General features: G+C 64.1%; 13 protein-coding genes. 9 read left to right on the top strand and 4 right to left on the bottom strand.

Annotated elements, in window-relative coordinates:
- The first annotated feature begins 218 nt into the window (after positions 1–218).
- The 6 genes from FAZ98_RS34345 to FAZ98_RS34320 all read left to right on the top strand — a co-directional run bounded on the left by FAZ98_RS34345 (position 219) and on the right by FAZ98_RS34320 (position 7,659).
- Positions 219–1,388, top strand: a complete 1,170-nt coding sequence (locus FAZ98_RS34345; protein ID WP_158958524.1) for an ABC transporter ATP-binding protein — start codon at positions 219–221, stop codon at positions 1,386–1,388.
- A gap of 74 nt (positions 1,389–1,462) precedes the next feature.
- Positions 1,463–3,490, top strand: a complete 2,028-nt coding sequence (locus FAZ98_RS34340) for a beta-galactosidase (protein ID WP_158958522.1) — start codon at positions 1,463–1,465, stop codon at positions 3,488–3,490.
- 57 nt (positions 3,491–3,547) lie between these two features.
- Positions 3,548–4,798, top strand: coding sequence for an ABC transporter substrate-binding protein (locus tag FAZ98_RS34335; RefSeq protein WP_158958520.1), 1,251 nt, complete (start codon positions 3,548–3,550; stop codon positions 4,796–4,798).
- Between the two features lie 174 nt (positions 4,799–4,972).
- The gene (locus FAZ98_RS34330; RefSeq protein WP_233273046.1) at positions 4,973–5,869 is read left to right on the top strand and encodes a carbohydrate ABC transporter permease; all 897 of its coding nucleotides are present in this window, start codon (positions 4,973–4,975) and stop codon (positions 5,867–5,869) included.
- Positions 5,870–5,889: 20 nt separating this feature from the next.
- The gene (locus FAZ98_RS34325) at positions 5,890–6,741 is read left to right on the top strand and encodes a carbohydrate ABC transporter permease (RefSeq protein WP_158958518.1); all 852 of its coding nucleotides are present in this window, start codon (positions 5,890–5,892) and stop codon (positions 6,739–6,741) included.
- A gap of 126 nt (positions 6,742–6,867) precedes the next feature.
- Positions 6,868–7,659, top strand: a complete 792-nt coding sequence (locus FAZ98_RS34320; RefSeq protein WP_158958516.1) for an FRG domain-containing protein — start codon at positions 6,868–6,870, stop codon at positions 7,657–7,659.
- Between the two features lie 54 nt (positions 7,660–7,713).
- On the opposite strand, the gene FAZ98_RS34315 is transcribed toward FAZ98_RS34320, so the two are convergent.
- Complete coding sequence (locus tag FAZ98_RS34315) at positions 7,714–8,010, bottom strand: YciI family protein (RefSeq protein ID WP_158958514.1); 297 nt, start codon at positions 8,008–8,010, stop codon at positions 7,714–7,716.
- A gap of 432 nt (positions 8,011–8,442) precedes the next feature.
- Here FAZ98_RS34315 and FAZ98_RS34310 point away from each other — a divergent pair, with 432 nt between their 5' ends.
- Positions 8,443–9,597 (top strand): transglutaminase-like domain-containing protein, encoded by a 1,155-nt coding sequence (locus tag FAZ98_RS34310; protein ID WP_158958512.1) that lies wholly within the window; start codon positions 8,443–8,445, stop codon positions 9,595–9,597.
- Between the two features lie 36 nt (positions 9,598–9,633).
- Here the strand turns inward: FAZ98_RS34310 and FAZ98_RS34305 are convergent, their stop codons facing one another.
- The 3 genes from FAZ98_RS34305 to FAZ98_RS34295 form a co-directional block, all read right to left on the bottom strand.
- Complete coding sequence (locus FAZ98_RS34305; RefSeq protein WP_158958510.1) at positions 9,634–10,533, bottom strand: alpha/beta hydrolase family protein; 900 nt, start codon at positions 10,531–10,533, stop codon at positions 9,634–9,636.
- A gap of 97 nt (positions 10,534–10,630) precedes the next feature.
- A complete protein-coding gene (locus FAZ98_RS34300) occupies positions 10,631–11,434 on the bottom strand; it encodes a lipid II flippase Amj family protein (protein WP_158958508.1) in 804 nt (267 codons plus the stop codon).
- Positions 11,435–11,852: 418 nt separating this feature from the next.
- The gene (locus FAZ98_RS34295) at positions 11,853–12,740 is read right to left on the bottom strand and encodes a LysR family transcriptional regulator (RefSeq protein WP_158958506.1); all 888 of its coding nucleotides are present in this window, start codon (positions 12,738–12,740) and stop codon (positions 11,853–11,855) included.
- A gap of 194 nt (positions 12,741–12,934) precedes the next feature.
- Between FAZ98_RS34295 and FAZ98_RS34290 the strand changes: the two genes are divergently transcribed.
- Together FAZ98_RS34290 and FAZ98_RS34285 are read left to right on the top strand one after the other, a co-directional pair.
- A complete protein-coding gene (locus FAZ98_RS34290) occupies positions 12,935–13,648 on the top strand; it encodes an SDR family NAD(P)-dependent oxidoreductase (protein WP_158958504.1) in 714 nt (237 codons plus the stop codon).
- Positions 13,649–13,741: 93 nt separating this feature from the next.
- The gene (locus FAZ98_RS34285) at positions 13,742–13,993 is read left to right on the top strand and encodes a tautomerase family protein (RefSeq protein ID WP_158958502.1); all 252 of its coding nucleotides are present in this window, start codon (positions 13,742–13,744) and stop codon (positions 13,991–13,993) included.
- The last annotated feature ends 2 nt before the right edge of the window (positions 13,994–13,995 follow it).

Genomic DNA, 13,995 nt, shown 5'->3' with positions numbered 1-13,995 from the left:
CCCATTTCGATATCTCGAATTCGACGAGCTTGATCTCAAAATGTGGGAAGGTCATTCAACATTTGCCTGATCGTGACAGAACGCTGCACCATAAGCCGCACAATCAGAACGATCATGGAGACGCAGCAGGCTGATCGCATCGCGATCGTTTTTTTCAGGCCTGCTGGTTAAGCGCTTAATCTCCGTGTCGTGGCGATTAGAACATGGAGACCGGAGCGATGGCGAGTATTTCGTTACGCGGCGTGCAGAAGGCATTCGGCGACAACCCGCCGGTGATTCGCAACGTCGATCTGGAAATCGGCAATAACGAGTTCTGCGTGTTTCTCGGCCCCTCGGGTTGCGGCAAGTCCACGCTGCTGCGGTTGATCGCGGGTCTCGAAGACGTGACCGACGGCGACGTCTCGATCGGCGGCAAGCTCGTGAACGACGTGGGCGCGGCACAGCGCGGCGTGGCGATGGTGTTCCAGAGCTACGCGCTGTTTCCGCACATGACCGTGTACGAGAACATGGCGTTCGGTCTCAAGCTCGCGAAGCTGCCGAAAGCCGACATCGACCGCAAGGTGCGCGAGGCGGCGCGCGTGCTGCAACTCGAAGCGCTGCTGGACCGCCATCCCAAGGCGCTCTCGGGCGGCCAGCGCCAGCGCGTGGCCATTGGCCGGGCGATCGTGCGCGAGCCCGGCGTGTTTCTGTTCGACGAACCGCTTTCGAACCTCGACGCCACGTTGCGTGGCCAGACCCGTATCGAAATCGCGCGTTTGCACCGGCAATTCGCCCAGGCGAGCGTGGTGTACGTCACGCACGATCAGATCGAGGCGATGACGCTCGCCGACAAGATCGTGCTGCTGCATAGCGGTCAGGATACCGAACGATACGGCAGCATCGCGCAGGTGGGCGCGCCGCTCGAGTTGTATCACCGCCCCGCGAGTCGCTTCGTGGCCGGCTTCATCGGTTCGCCGCGCATGAACTTCCTGCCCGCGCGCGTGCATGCCGTCGAGGCGAATGGCGTGAGCGTCACGCTCGAAGGCAGCGGCGAAAGCGTGCGCCTCGCGGTGCGGGGCGACGGGCTTGCCGTGGGCGCGAGCGTCACGCTGGGCGTGCGGCCCGAGCATCTCGAACTGCAAGGCGCGGCGCCAGCAGCATCGCTCGATCATCAGGATTCCCTGGTAATTCGCCGGGCCGTCACGCTGATCGAAGAACTCGGCGAGCACAGCTACGTGCATCTCGAACAGCCCGGCGGCGCTGCGCTCATCGCCAAGGCGCCCGGCGACGCGCGTCTGCAAAGCGGCGAGCCTGCGCAGTTTCGGGCCAATGCAGCGGCGTGCCATCTGTTCGCGGAGGACGGTTTCGCCGTCGCGCCGCTCGTGGCCGCCGCCCAGCCTGCGCTTTGAGCGTGCGCGGCTTAGGCACGGTAACCACGCAAGACCCGAACGTACACACAAACACGAAAACCGGAGACACTGGCATGCGCCTTGGAGTCTGTTATTACCCCGAGCATTGGCCCGAAGCGATGTGGCAAGACGACGCCGCGCGCATGAAGGCGCTGGGCATCGAGCAGGTGCGGATCGCCGAATTCGCGTGGAGCCGCATCGAGCCAACGCCGGGCGAATACGACTGGGGCTGGCTCGATCGCGCGATCGACACGCTGGGCGCGGCGGGACTGCAAGTGGTGATGTGCACGCCCACGGCCACGCCGCCGAAGTGGCTGATCGACCTGCATCCCGACATTCTGCCGGTGGGCGCCGATGGCCGAGTGCGCGCGTTCGGCTCGCGGCGTCATTACGATTTTTCGTCGCCGTCGTATTTCGAGGCATCGAAAAAGATTTGCGAGGCGGTGGCCGCGCGCTACGGCAAGCACCCCGCGGTGGCGTACTGGCAAACCGATAACGAATACGGCTGCCATCAAACCGTGGTCAGTTATTCGGCCGCCGCCGTGCAACGCTTCCGGGCATGGCTCAAGGCGCGTTACGGCAGCATCGACGCGCTGAATACCGCATGGGGCACGGTGTTCTGGAGCATGGAGTACCGCAGCTTCGACGAAGTCGACGCGCCCATCGGCACGGTGACTGAAGCGCATCCTTCGCACCGGCTCGACTATCGCCGCTTCGCTTCCGACGAAGTGCAGCGCTACAACCGCATGCAGGTCGATATCCTGCGCGCGCATTCGCCGGGGCGGCCCATCGCGCACAACTTCATGCAGCTTTTCACGGAGTTCGATCACTACAAGGTGGCCGCCGATCTCGACGTCGCGACGTGGGACAGTTATCCGCTCGGCGCGCTCGAAGAGCAGTGGTATGCACCCGAGGTGAAAGCGCGCTTCCTGCGCACGGGTCACCCCGACTTCGCCTCGTTCAATCACGACGTGTATCGCGGCATGTCGAAGCTGCCGTTCTGGGTGATGGAGCAGCAGCCCGGTCCCGTGAACTGGGCGCACTGGAATCCGGCGCCGCTGCCCGGCATGGTGCGCCTGTGGAGCTGGGAAGCGTTCGCGCATGGCGCGGGCTGCGTGTCGTATTTCCGCTGGCGGCAGGCGCCGTTCGCGCAGGAGCAGATGCACGCGGGCCTCAATACGCCCGACAATCGCCCCGATATCGGCGCGGCCGAAGCGGCGCGCGTGGCCGAGGAAATCGAAGCGGTGCTGGCGGCGCAGGGCGATGGCGACTTCGACGTGAAGACACGGGTTGCGCTCGTGTTCGACTACGAGGCGAAGTGGCTGTTCGAGATTCATCCGCAAGGCGCGGACTTTCATTACCCGCGCTTTGCCGTCGAATACTATTCCGCGCTGCGTGCGCTCGGGTTCGACGTCGATATCGTTCCGGTGCATGCGCCGCTCGATGGTTATCAACTCGTGGTCGTGCCGCCGTTGCCGGTCGTCCCCGACGATTTCGCACAGCGTCTCGCCGATTCGGGCGCGCAGGTGGTGATCGGTCCGCGCACGGGTTCGAAGACGGTCGACCTGCAGATTCCCGGCAACCTGCCGCCGGGCCCGCTCGCCGCGCTGCTGCCGTTGCGCGTGTGGCGCGTGGAGTCGATGCGGCCGAACGTGACGGAGCCGGTGCGCTTCGATGCCGATGGGGTCGCTGACGATAAACGCGCCGCGAACGGCACGCACGAAGGCCATGCGCGGCATTGGCGCGATCTGATCGAACTGGGCGCCCACACGGCGCACGGCGACTACGTGGTGCCCGAAGTACGCGCGACATTCGGCGACGGCCATCCCGCGTACGTGAAGAGCGGCGCGACCCATTACTTTGCGAGCCTGTTCGACGACGCCACGACCGAGGCGCTGTTCGCCCGCATCGCGCGCGAAGCGGGTCTCGCCCCGCGCGCGCTCGGCGACGCCGTGCGCACGAGCCGCCGCGGTGGCATCACGTGGGTGTTCAACTACGGCCCGCGCGAACACGTCGTGCCTGCGGACATTCCCGACGAGGCATTCGTGATCGGCGCGCGTACCATAGAACCGCAGGGCGTGGCCGCGTACCGCGCGTCCTGAACGCGTTCCTTCGCAACCGATGCAGCACCGACAACGACGTAAAACCAGGAGACATGCATGATCGGCAAGACCTTCAGACCGCGCACGATGCTCGTTGCCGTGGCGCTCGCGGCGAGTGCGATCGCGGGCGTCGCGCAGGCCGCCACGCTCGAAGTGAACATCGCGTTCAAGGGCGCGAGCCAGCGCGCCGTGTGGCAGCAGGTGATCGACGAGTTCAAGAAAACGCACCCCGGCACCGACGTGAAAGTGTCGTTCGTCGACGAAGAAGCCTATAAGGTGCAACTGCCCAACTGGCTCACGACCGCGCCGCCCGATATCGTGAACTGGCACGACGGCGAGCGCATGGCGTATTACGCGAAGCGCGGCCTGTTCGAAGACCTGTCGGGCGACTGGCAGAAGAACAACTGGGACAGCATGTACGCCTCCACGAAGGAAGCGTCGTCGTTCCAGGGCAAACAGTACGCAGCGCCCACGGTGTATTACTCGTGGGGCATGTTCTATCGCAAGGACCTGTTCCAGAAGGCCGGCATTGCGAACGAGCCGAAAACGTGGAATGAGTTTCTCGACGACTGCAAGAAGCTCAAGGCTGCGGGCATCACGCCGATCGCCGTGGGCGGCCGCGACGCCTGGACGCTGGCGGGCTGGTTCGATTATCTCGACCTGCGCCTGAACGGCAACGCGTTCCACCAGAAGCTGATGGCGGGCGAAGTGCCGTACACGGACGCGCGCGTGAAAAAGGTCTACACCACGTGGAAGCAACTGCTCGACGCGGGGTACTTCATCGACAATTCGTTGTCCTACGATCTCGATGCGGCGCAGCCGTTCCTGTTCCAGGGCAAGGCGGCGATGATGCTGATGGGCACCTTCATCACGGGCGGTTTCAGCCCCACGGTGAAGCAGCAAATGGGCTACTTCCAGTTCCCGATCATCGACGCGAACGTGCCTACCGCCGAAGACGGTCCGGTGGAGTCGCTGCATATTCCGGCGAAGGCGAAGAACAAGGCCGACGCGCACGCGTTCCTCGCCTTCGCGGAAACGCCGGCGGTGGGTGCGCAACTGGCGAAGGGTCTGGGCTCGCTTTCGGCGAACAGCAAGTCGCCGGAACCCGACGATCCCATTTCGAAGATCGGCTTCCAGATTCTCGCCAACACCAAGGGCGGCATTGCGCAGTTCTACGACCGCGACATGACGAAGGAAATGGCCGACGAAGGCATGAAGGGCATGCAGCAGTTCATGTCCGATCCCAGCAAGATCGACGCGATTCTCGCCCAGCTCGAGCAGGCGCGTCAGCGTATCTACAAGAAATAAGTCATCCTGAGGAAAGGCGAGTGCTGCGAATGGCGGCGCTCGCCGCGCAGTCCAGAGAGGAGGTTGCCCGTGAGACAGGCAGTGACGCAGGCAATGACGCCACCCACGGCGCAGGCCGTTGCGCAGCGCGTGGAAGGCGCCGTGCCGCCCGGCGCGAATCCGGGGCCGGGCGGCATGCGCGCGAGCGGCACGCACGCGCCCAAAAAGCGGCGCGCCTCGCCCACGGCACGCCGGCAGCGCCGCGCCGCGTGCCTGTTTCTGGCGCCCGCGTGCATCATGTTCGCGGTGTATGTGATCTGGCCGATTCTCTCCACGCTGCGGCTTTCGCTCTATAACTGGGATGGCATGAGCGACGCGACCTTCGTGGGGTTCGCGAATTACGTCGAACTGTTCGAGGCGCCCACGTTCTACACGGCGCTCAAGAACAACGTGATCTGGCTGGCGTTGTTCCTGCTCGCGCCGCCCTTGGGGCTGGCGATCGCGCTGTATCTGAACCAGGCCGTGCGCGGCATACGCTTCGTGAAGTCGCTGTTCTTCGCGCCCTTCGTGCTCTCCGGCGTGGTGGTGGGGCTTATCTACTCGTGGTTTTACGATCCCACGTTCGGCCTGCTCGCGCTGTTGCTGGGCCACGGCATTCCGGTGCTCGGCGACCCGCGTTACGCCACGGCCGGCATCATTTTCGCGGCGCTGTGGCCGCAAACCGCGTACTGCATGATCCTTTACCTCACCGGCCTCACCACGCTCAACAGCGAGCAGATCGAAGCCGCGCGCATGGAAGGCGCGAAGGGCTGGACCATGCTCTGGCACGTGATCCTGCCGCAACTGCGCCCGGTGACGTTCATGGCCGTGGTGGTCACCATCATCGGCGCGTTGCGCAGCTTCGACCTGATCGCCGTGATGACGGGCGGCGGACCGTTCGAAAGCTCGACCGTGCTCGCGTACTACATGTACGACCAGGCCGTGAAGTACTACCGGCTCGGTTATTCGGCGGCGATCGCCGTGGTGCTGTTCGCGATCATGCTGCTCTATATCGTCTATCACCTGCGCCGCCTGTTGCGCAGCGAGCACTGAACCGCCGCGAGGAGCCGCTCATGTTTCCGATTCCCATCGACAAGTGGAAGCCCGCTTCGCGTCGCCTGTACAAGCTCTCGCTACCGGTCGCGCTCGTGATCTGGCTGCTGCCGATGATCGCCGTGCTCGTGACCTCCGTGCGCTCGACCGAAGAGCTCAGCGAGGGCAATTACTGGGGCTGGCCGAAGCATCTGACGCTGATCGACAACTATCGCGAGGCCCTCACCACCTCGCCCATGCTGCATTACTTCTGGAACAGCGTGCAGATCACGCTGCCCGCCGTGGCGGGCGCGATCGCGCTCGCGGCGCTCGCCGGCTATGCGCTCGCGATCTATCGCTTTCCGGGCAATTCGGCGTTGTTCGCGACCTTCGTGGCCGGCAATTTCGTGCCCATTCAAGTGCTGATGATTCCCGTGCGCGACCTCACGCTCAAACTCGGGCTCTATAACAGCGTGGGCGGCCTGATCCTGTTTCATCTCTCGTTTCAGACCGGCTTTTGCGCGCTTTTTCTGCGCAACTTCATCAAACAACTGCCGTTCGAACTGGTGGAGGCCGCGCGGATCGAAGGCGCGAACGAGTGGACCGTGTTCGCGCGCATCGTGCTGCCGCTGATCCGCCCGGCGCTCGCTGCGCTCGCCATCCTCGTGTTCACGTTCGTCTGGAACGATTACTTCTGGGCGCTCTGTCTCACGCAAGGCGACGACGCCGCCCCGATCACCGTGGGCGTGGCCGCGCTCAAGGGTCAGTGGACCACGGCCTGGAATCTCGTCTCGGCGGGTTCGATCCTTGCTGCCCTGCCTTCCGTGGCGATGTTCTTCGCAATGCAGAAGCATTTCGTGGCAGGTCTCACGTTCGGCGCCACGAAAGGCTAGCCTGGCCGGGAATTTTTTGCTTCGCGGAGCTGTCATCGCCGATGTGTTAGCGTGTTCGAAACAGCGCGCGTGCCGCACGATTGCGGTATGCGCGCCAGATAACAACGCTCATGCAACGGACCCACGATGCAGACCACGGCACTATCCGACTGGCAACAATTCATGGACCTCACGACGCGCCTCGACGGCTGGGCGTTTCGCGGTCAGCAAAACGCGCAGTGGCATCTGGAGAGTTCGCTCACGCGTTATATGCGCGACTATGTGGGGGACCGGCTCCAGTGGCGCGCGCGCGAGGAACGCGCGATACGCGTGTTTCGCCGCAAGGCGCACAACTTTCTCGCGCACCCCGACATGCTCGCGGACGACCTGCGTTGTCTCGCGCTGATGCAGCATCACGGCGCGCCCACGCGCCTGCTCGATTTCACGAAAAGTCCCTTCGTTGCGGCATTTTTCGCGCTGGAACGCGCGACCGGCGACGCCGCCGTGTATGCGTTGAACACGCCCGCGCTCTGGAACAGCCGCGCGCTGCCGCGCGTGAATCCCTCGCTCACGCGCGACGTGATCGACCCGCGCGTGCGCGACAACTTCGAGCATTACTTCTTTAGCAATACCAACGAAATTCTCTGGTCCGGCGAACCGACCGAAATGGACGACCGGCTTGTCGCGCAGTCGGGCACGTTCGTGGTGCCGGGCGTGATCGACAAGCCGCTCGGCGCGATTCTCGACGGCTACGAGAGCAACGAGGAACTGCTGCACAAGATCGTGCTGCCCGCGCGCATTCGCATGGACGCGATGAAGTGGCTTTATCGTATGAACATCACGAATGCGTCGCTGTTTCCGGGCCTCGACGGGCTCGCGCGCTCGATTGCCGTGGAGCTGGAAATCGTCTGGTCGGGCATGGCCACGACCGGCCAGTGATGCGCCCGTCGCATCGATCGATGCGACGCGAGATACCAGCCTCGATGCCCACCATCATGCCGATTCGGGGCGCGGCAGATTCAGCCCGGGCGCGAGCCGCGTGGCCTTGAACTCGGTGACTTCGTAGCGCGCCACGCCGTGTTGCGCGAAGGGATCGGCGGCGAGGATCGCGTCGAGCGTGTCGCGCGCCATGTGCGACGCGACGATCACGCCGCCGTCGCGCGGCAGCTTCGGTCCCGCCGCGATGAAGTTGCCTGCCGCGAACTGCGCGTCCAGATACGTGCGATGGGCGGGCAAGGCGTCGTCGATGCGGTCGAGCGAAGCGGTGTAGATCAGCGAGACGATGTACATGGAATTGGCGTTGCGGGTGGCGAAGCCGCTTATGGTAGCGCGAGCGGAACCGCTTCGCGTGCCTGGCAGGAAGCGGGCTCGAATGCAGCGAGTCTTTCCCATCGAAATACCCGTATCCGTGCGCCGCATTTTTTGCGTACGAGCACGCTGAAAGCGCGATTTCCCGCGTGTGCCTTACTCTACCGACGGAAGACGTCGACAGGTTTCTCCGCGTCTCGCCGGAACAGGCGGCAGCCCTGTTGCCGCGTGCCGAGGCCGGATCTCTGCAAAGGAAGGGTTATCGAAGCGACAGGCTGACGCCGTCGGTGGTGGAGCGGCGTCCGTCTTCATGGATCCACCGCGCAAGCGTACCGGGAGAACATCGTGTCTGGAAACTTCGTGGTCAGTCTGACTCGAGCCAAGAACGACAGCGCCAAAGCAGGATCGGCCGGCATGGCAGTGCCGCAGGCGCTCGGTCAACACAGAGAAACACAGCGGGAAACACAGCGCCGCCGCTGGCGCGAAACCGGCTTCCGCCTCGGTGCGGCGCTGGCTCTGCTGGTCCCGCTGGCCGCGCACGCGGCCGATTCCGCACCGGCCCAGCAGGCCTCGTTTCGCACGGAAAACCAGTTGATCGTGAAGGTGCCGCCCGGAGCGAAGCAGGTGCGCGTCTGGTTCCCGGTGCCGCAGCAAACGCCTTGGAATCAGGTGAAATCGTTCAGCGTGGACTCGGCGTATCCCGTCGAGTATCACCAGGACTCCTGGGGCAATCGTATCGGCTATCTCGAGGTCGAGCGACCGGCCGCGGCCACGATCGAGATCACCGAGCATTTCGACCAAACGCTTACCGAGCGCAAGACCGCGCTCGATCCCGCCCGAACGCGGCCGCTCACCGACGCGGAACGCACCGCGCTCCAGCGCTATCTGCTGCCGACGAGCTACGTGATCGTCGACGACCAGATCAAGGGTCTCGCAAAGCAGATCGTGGGCGACGAACAGAACCCCATACTCGCCGCGCGCAAGCTTTACGACTGGACGCTCGACCACGTGACCTACTGGGTCGAGTACCCGGATCGTATGAAGCCTTCGGACTTCGGCAGCACGGACTTTTGTCTGCAGACGAAGAGCGGCAACTGCACGGATTTCCACTCGCTGTTTTCGTCGCTGGCGATGGCCGACGGCATTCCCACGCGCATGGTGTACGGCTCGCTGCTCAAGCCGACGCTCGACGGCGTGAAAGTCGATGCGAGCTATCACTGCTGGATCGAGTTCTACGCACCGAACTACGGCTGGATTCCGCTCGACGTTTCACTCGCGAATGTCTACGGCAAGGAGTTTCCGATCACCGACCAGAACAAGACGCTGGTCGAGCGCACGACGGCCACCGGCTATCACGGCCTCGACAAGAGCAAGATCGATTACTACTTCGGCAATCTCGATGACCGTCGCTTTTCATGGTCGACGGGGCGCGATCTCATGATGCAGCCGCCGCAGCAGGACGGCCCGGTCAACTCGCTCGCCACCTTGTATGTGGAAGTGGACGGCAAGCGCTACACGGGCTGGACGCGCAAACTGACCTATGCGCAGACGTCCGGCAAGCGCGAATGAGCACGGGCGGGGCGCTTGCCCCGCCTTCCTCGCGCGTTACAGCGAACGGTTGGCGCGATCCGGGTGTTTCATCGACACCAGCGGCCCGAGGAATTGCTCGACGTGGGGCAGCCAGATGGGTATGGACTGCTTGACGGCGAACATGCCGTGACCGTTCCTGCCGAAAGGCGGCTCCACGATCAACTGACCCTGGCCGCCCGCCGCCTGAAACGCCGCGAACCAGGTGGCCACGACGTCCGGCGCGAAGAACTTGTCGTTTTGCACGTAATGCCAGAGTACCGGCACGCGCGTGGTGGCCGCGAAGTGCGCGATCGTGTTCGCCATTTGCTGCGGCGCGCACGGCATGCCCGGATGCTTCGCCGGGTTGCCGCCCCGGCCGCCCGAAAAATTGATAACAGCGACCAGCCCCTTCGGTGCGTAGCTGGCCGCGGCGAGCGAGGCGAAACCGCCCGCCGACTGACCGACCAGAACGACATGCGAGCCGTCGACCTGAGGCAGGCTCTGCGCATACGTGACGGCCGCGAGCACGTCTTTCGCGGCTTGCTCGCCGGCCGCCAGGTAGTCGGGGTTCTGGCACGATCCGGCGTCTTCCTCGTCGACGCCGCCCGTGGCGCCGTAGCCGCGGCGAATCGGCACGATCACGGCAAAGCCGAGCTGCACGAAGGCTCGGATCTGCGGCAATTCACGGTAGCGTCCCACCTTCGGCCGGTCGCGCGGCTCGGGCGGACTGCCGTGACTCAGAACGATCAGCGGGAACGGGCCGGGGCCGTCGGGCATGTAGGTGGTCGCCACGATGTCGCGTTGCGAGTCGCCGAGCAGGCCATGCTCGTGCACGGGAATCTTGACGACGGTTTCATGCAGATCGGCGGCGAGCGGTTGCGTGCCGTCGGTGGTGGGGGCGCAGGCGGCCAGAATGCAGAATGACGTGCCCAGCATGGCGCTGCGAATCGAAAGGGCAAAAGTTTTCGGTCGGCGAGCGTTGATTTTCATAGTGAGTTTCGAAGGCCCTGGTATTCGTGCATGAGATCGATGATTAGATCGATTCGGCCAGACGAACGATGATCAACGCCGCCGGAACGAGCGCGGCCTGCGCGCACAAGGTTCCGAGCACGCGTGCCCCCGCGAGCGTGGTAATGGCCCGTCTGAAACGGTTTTCCGAAATGCGGCCTTCGATCACGTCGTCGGTCATTACCGAAACTTGCGGGTCGATCACGACCGCCAACACCACCGTTGCGAAGCCGTTGATGACGGAAGAGAGATTCGCGCACGTCACGCGCAGATCGGGCTTCAGATATCCCGCGTAAAGCGATGCGAAAACACCCACCGTCCAGATCGACATCGCCATGACGTTGAGGGCGATGACCTTCCAGGAAACGCCCGCGCCGCTTGTCAGTTGCGTGACGTTGTGCCGCGAAGGCAGCCGCGCGCCGAGCCGGATTGAACTGACACCGCCGCGACTGAAGACATGGAGCAGCAGCCGGGGCACCGAACGATGAGCCTGAAAATGATTCACCGCGCGGCTGAAATAGCGCTGAAACGTGGGAATGAGCAACGTACCGACGATACTCGCCACCGTGGCCGTCAACAGAAACAGCCGAAAGTCGCCGAGCAGACCGCGCCCGAGGTGATGGGCGATATCCATCTCCACGCGTTTCGCAATGAAGGGACCCTGAAAGGAATTGGCGGTGCGCGAAACCAGCGCGATGATGCCGAACAGCGAGAACGACACGGCAATTCGGCGCGTGCGAACGCCTGCAATGCGAACGGCATATGCGAGCGTTGCGATCACATGGATGATGAATGTCAGCCCGCAGATAACCAGTAACTGGGTGTCCATGTCGTCGAAGCGAGGAAAGACGAGAAGCGAAGTCTACCGGAGGACGACGTTGCATTGACGGTCTTTGCGGTGTCTGCGTTGTGGCTCGCGGCAAAAACTCACTCGCTGTTTTCGAATGCCTTTCCGCGCGATCGTGCTCCCGTTGGCGCACGCGTCCTGGCCGCCGCACACGCGCTTTCGTATGGCAATTCGCGCGTAGTGTCGAGAATGAAATTGCGCAGCCACGCGCTTTGCGGGTCTTCGTTGCGTGACGCTTTTCACCCCATGAAGACGCGGAACGCAAACTTCGCGCGAATGACGACGTTCGTGACGGGCCACGACTCGCGCCCCGACATCTTTCACCTGAGCGTCAACACGTTGCCTCTGCCGCCCGTGTCGTTTTCCGCCGATTGAGCGGGCGTGCGGCGCGCGCGCGTCATCACGATTCGAACAGCGCGCGTGCCTTCTCGAACACCTCGGTCAGATGCGCGACAACGGTGCGGACCGCCAGATTCTTGCGGTCCTGGCGCCGGATCAGCAACCAGATCTCGCGCGGCGGTCTTTCGGGCCCGGTCCGGCACAGACGAAGTTCGGGCTCCTGACGCCCGACGTAGTGCGGCAACAGCGCGAGTCCCACGCCTGCGCGCGCGGCGGCGGCTTGCGCGACGTGGTTGCCCGCGCGGAACGCCACGCGTGCTTGCGGGTAGTGCTGCGCGAGCCAGCTGGCGTCGGGGAGCCAGGCGCCCGCTTCGTCGAAGCTGACGAAGGTCGGCGCCGCGCCGGCCTCGACGCGCTCGCATACCGCTGGCGTGCCGTAGAGCCCGAACGCCATCGTGCCCACAGGCTTCGCGATGAAATCGCCGTCGTCCGGGCGATCGACGCGCACCGCGATGTCCGCCTCGTGGCGCTCGAGACTGATCGAACGCAGATCCGTTGCGAGTTCGATGTCGAGTCCCTCGTGGAGGATCGGCAATTCCGCCAACTGGCGAATCAGAAAGCCTTGCGAGAGCGCGGGCGGCGCATTGACCCGCACGACGCCCCTTGGCGCGTCGTCCGCGCCGCCGCGCCCGAGCGTTTGCACCGAAGCCTCCATGTCGCCCGCCACCGCGAGCGCACGCGCGCCGGCAGGCGTGAGGACATAGCCTTCCGGCCGCCGCTCCGCGAGCTTTTCGCCGAGCGTCGCTTCGAGCGACTGCATGCGGCGCGAAATGGTGGCGTGATTCACACCGAGCGCGCGCGCCGCCGCCGACAGGCTCCCGTGTCGCCCCAACGCCAGGAACACGCGAACGTCCTGCCAATCCACCTCTGTGCGTTTTTTCTCAGCCATTGAGAGAGGATAGCGGATTTTTCGCCAGCGCCAATCGGCATACGCTTCTCTTCAACGCAATTCGGCGCACGGTCGCGATCGCGGCACAACGCGAGCGGCCAGGCGCACAAGACAGCATTGCGGTCGACATGTCTCTCGATGCCAGCGCACGAGAGAAGTGATCCTCATTGAATCGAATCGAAATGGAGCAGGTGATGAATCATCCGCAGAAAGTCGCCATTGTCACGGGCGCGTCGCAAGGCATTGGCGCAGGTCTCGTCGAGGCGTATCGCAAGGCCGGTTTCGTGGTTGTCGCGAACTCGCGCAATATCGAGCCAGGCCCGGACGACGGCGTGATCGCCGTGCCCGGCAACATCAGCGAGCGCGGCGTGGCAAAGCAGGTCGTGCAGACGGCGCTCGGGCGCTTCGGCCGCATCGACACGCTGATCAACAACGCCGGCATTTTCATCGGCAAGCCGTTCACCGAGTACACCGTGGAAGACTTCACGAACGTGCTGAACGTGAATCTCGGCGGCTTCTTCCATATCACGCAACTCGCGCTCGAGCCGATGCTCGCGCAGCGCCACGGCCACATCGTCCAGATCACGACGACGCTCGTGCGTCAGGCGATCGCGGGCGCGCCCACGGGCCTCGCCACGTTGACGAAGGGCGGTCTCGACGCGGTCACGCGCGGTCTCGCGATCGAATACGCGAAAAGCGGCGTGCGCGTGAACGCTATCGCGCCCGGCATCATCAAGACGCCGATGCACCCGGCACAAACGCACGAGCTGCTGGGCACGATGCATCCCATGGGCCGCATGGGCGAAATCTCCGAGATTGCCGAGGCGGCCATGTACCTCGAACACGCCGCGTTCGTGACCGGCGAAACGCTCAACGTGGACGGCGGCCAGCACGCGGGCCGCTGGTAAGCGGATCGGCACGTGGCGAAGGGGCGGGGCGGACTTCGCTTCGCCACGTGGCAAAGCGAAGTCCGCCCAATGCTATCTGGATGGAGAAACACCATGCCTTTCGTGAACATCAAGGTGACCCGCGAGGGCACCGCGCCCGGCGCCACGGCCACCACGCCCGAACAAAAGAAAGCCTTGATCAAGGGCGTGAGCGATCTGCTGTTCGACGTGCTGGGTAAGCCGCATCACACAACGTTTGTAGTGATCGACGAAGTCGAACTCGATAGCTGGGGCGTGGGCGGCGTTACCACGCCGGAATGGCGCGAGCAACAGCGCGCGAGCGCCGGGTTGCCCGAGAAACCATAAGG

Source organism: Paraburkholderia acidisoli, assembly GCF_009789675.1.
Taxonomy (GTDB): domain Bacteria; phylum Pseudomonadota; class Gammaproteobacteria; order Burkholderiales; family Burkholderiaceae; genus Paraburkholderia; species Paraburkholderia acidisoli.
Note: the sequence above shows the minus strand (reverse complement) of the source record. Positions and strands in the feature narration are given on the sequence as shown.

Coding starts and splice junctions, on each gene's coding strand:
- FAZ98_RS34345 (WP_158958524.1), top strand. CDS start 219: ATGGCGAGTATTTCGTTACGCGGCGTGCAGAAGGCATTCGGCGACAAC.
- FAZ98_RS34285 (WP_158958502.1), top strand. CDS start 13,742: ATGCCTTTCGTGAACATCAAGGTGACCCGCGAGGGCACCGCGCCCGGC.
- FAZ98_RS34335 (WP_158958520.1), top strand. CDS start 3,548: ATGATCGGCAAGACCTTCAGACCGCGCACGATGCTCGTTGCCGTGGCG.
- FAZ98_RS34320 (WP_158958516.1), top strand. CDS start 6,868: ATGCAGACCACGGCACTATCCGACTGGCAACAATTCATGGACCTCACG.
- FAZ98_RS34325 (WP_158958518.1), top strand. CDS start 5,890: ATGTTTCCGATTCCCATCGACAAGTGGAAGCCCGCTTCGCGTCGCCTG.
- FAZ98_RS34305 (WP_158958510.1), bottom strand. CDS start 10,533: ATGCTGGGCACGTCATTCTGCATTCTGGCCGCCTGCGCCCCCACCACC.
- FAZ98_RS34310 (WP_158958512.1), top strand. CDS start 8,443: ATGGCAGTGCCGCAGGCGCTCGGTCAACACAGAGAAACACAGCGGGAA.
- FAZ98_RS34315 (WP_158958514.1), bottom strand. CDS start 8,010: ATGTACATCGTCTCGCTGATCTACACCGCTTCGCTCGACCGCATCGAC.
- FAZ98_RS34300 (WP_158958508.1), bottom strand. CDS start 11,434: ATGGACACCCAGTTACTGGTTATCTGCGGGCTGACATTCATCATCCAT.
- FAZ98_RS34340 (WP_158958522.1), top strand. CDS start 1,463: ATGCGCCTTGGAGTCTGTTATTACCCCGAGCATTGGCCCGAAGCGATG.
- FAZ98_RS34290 (WP_158958504.1), top strand. CDS start 12,935: ATGAATCATCCGCAGAAAGTCGCCATTGTCACGGGCGCGTCGCAAGGC.
- FAZ98_RS34295 (WP_158958506.1), bottom strand. CDS start 12,740: ATGGCTGAGAAAAAACGCACAGAGGTGGATTGGCAGGACGTTCGCGTG.
- FAZ98_RS34330 (WP_233273046.1), top strand. CDS start 4,973: ATGCGCGCGAGCGGCACGCACGCGCCCAAAAAGCGGCGCGCCTCGCCC.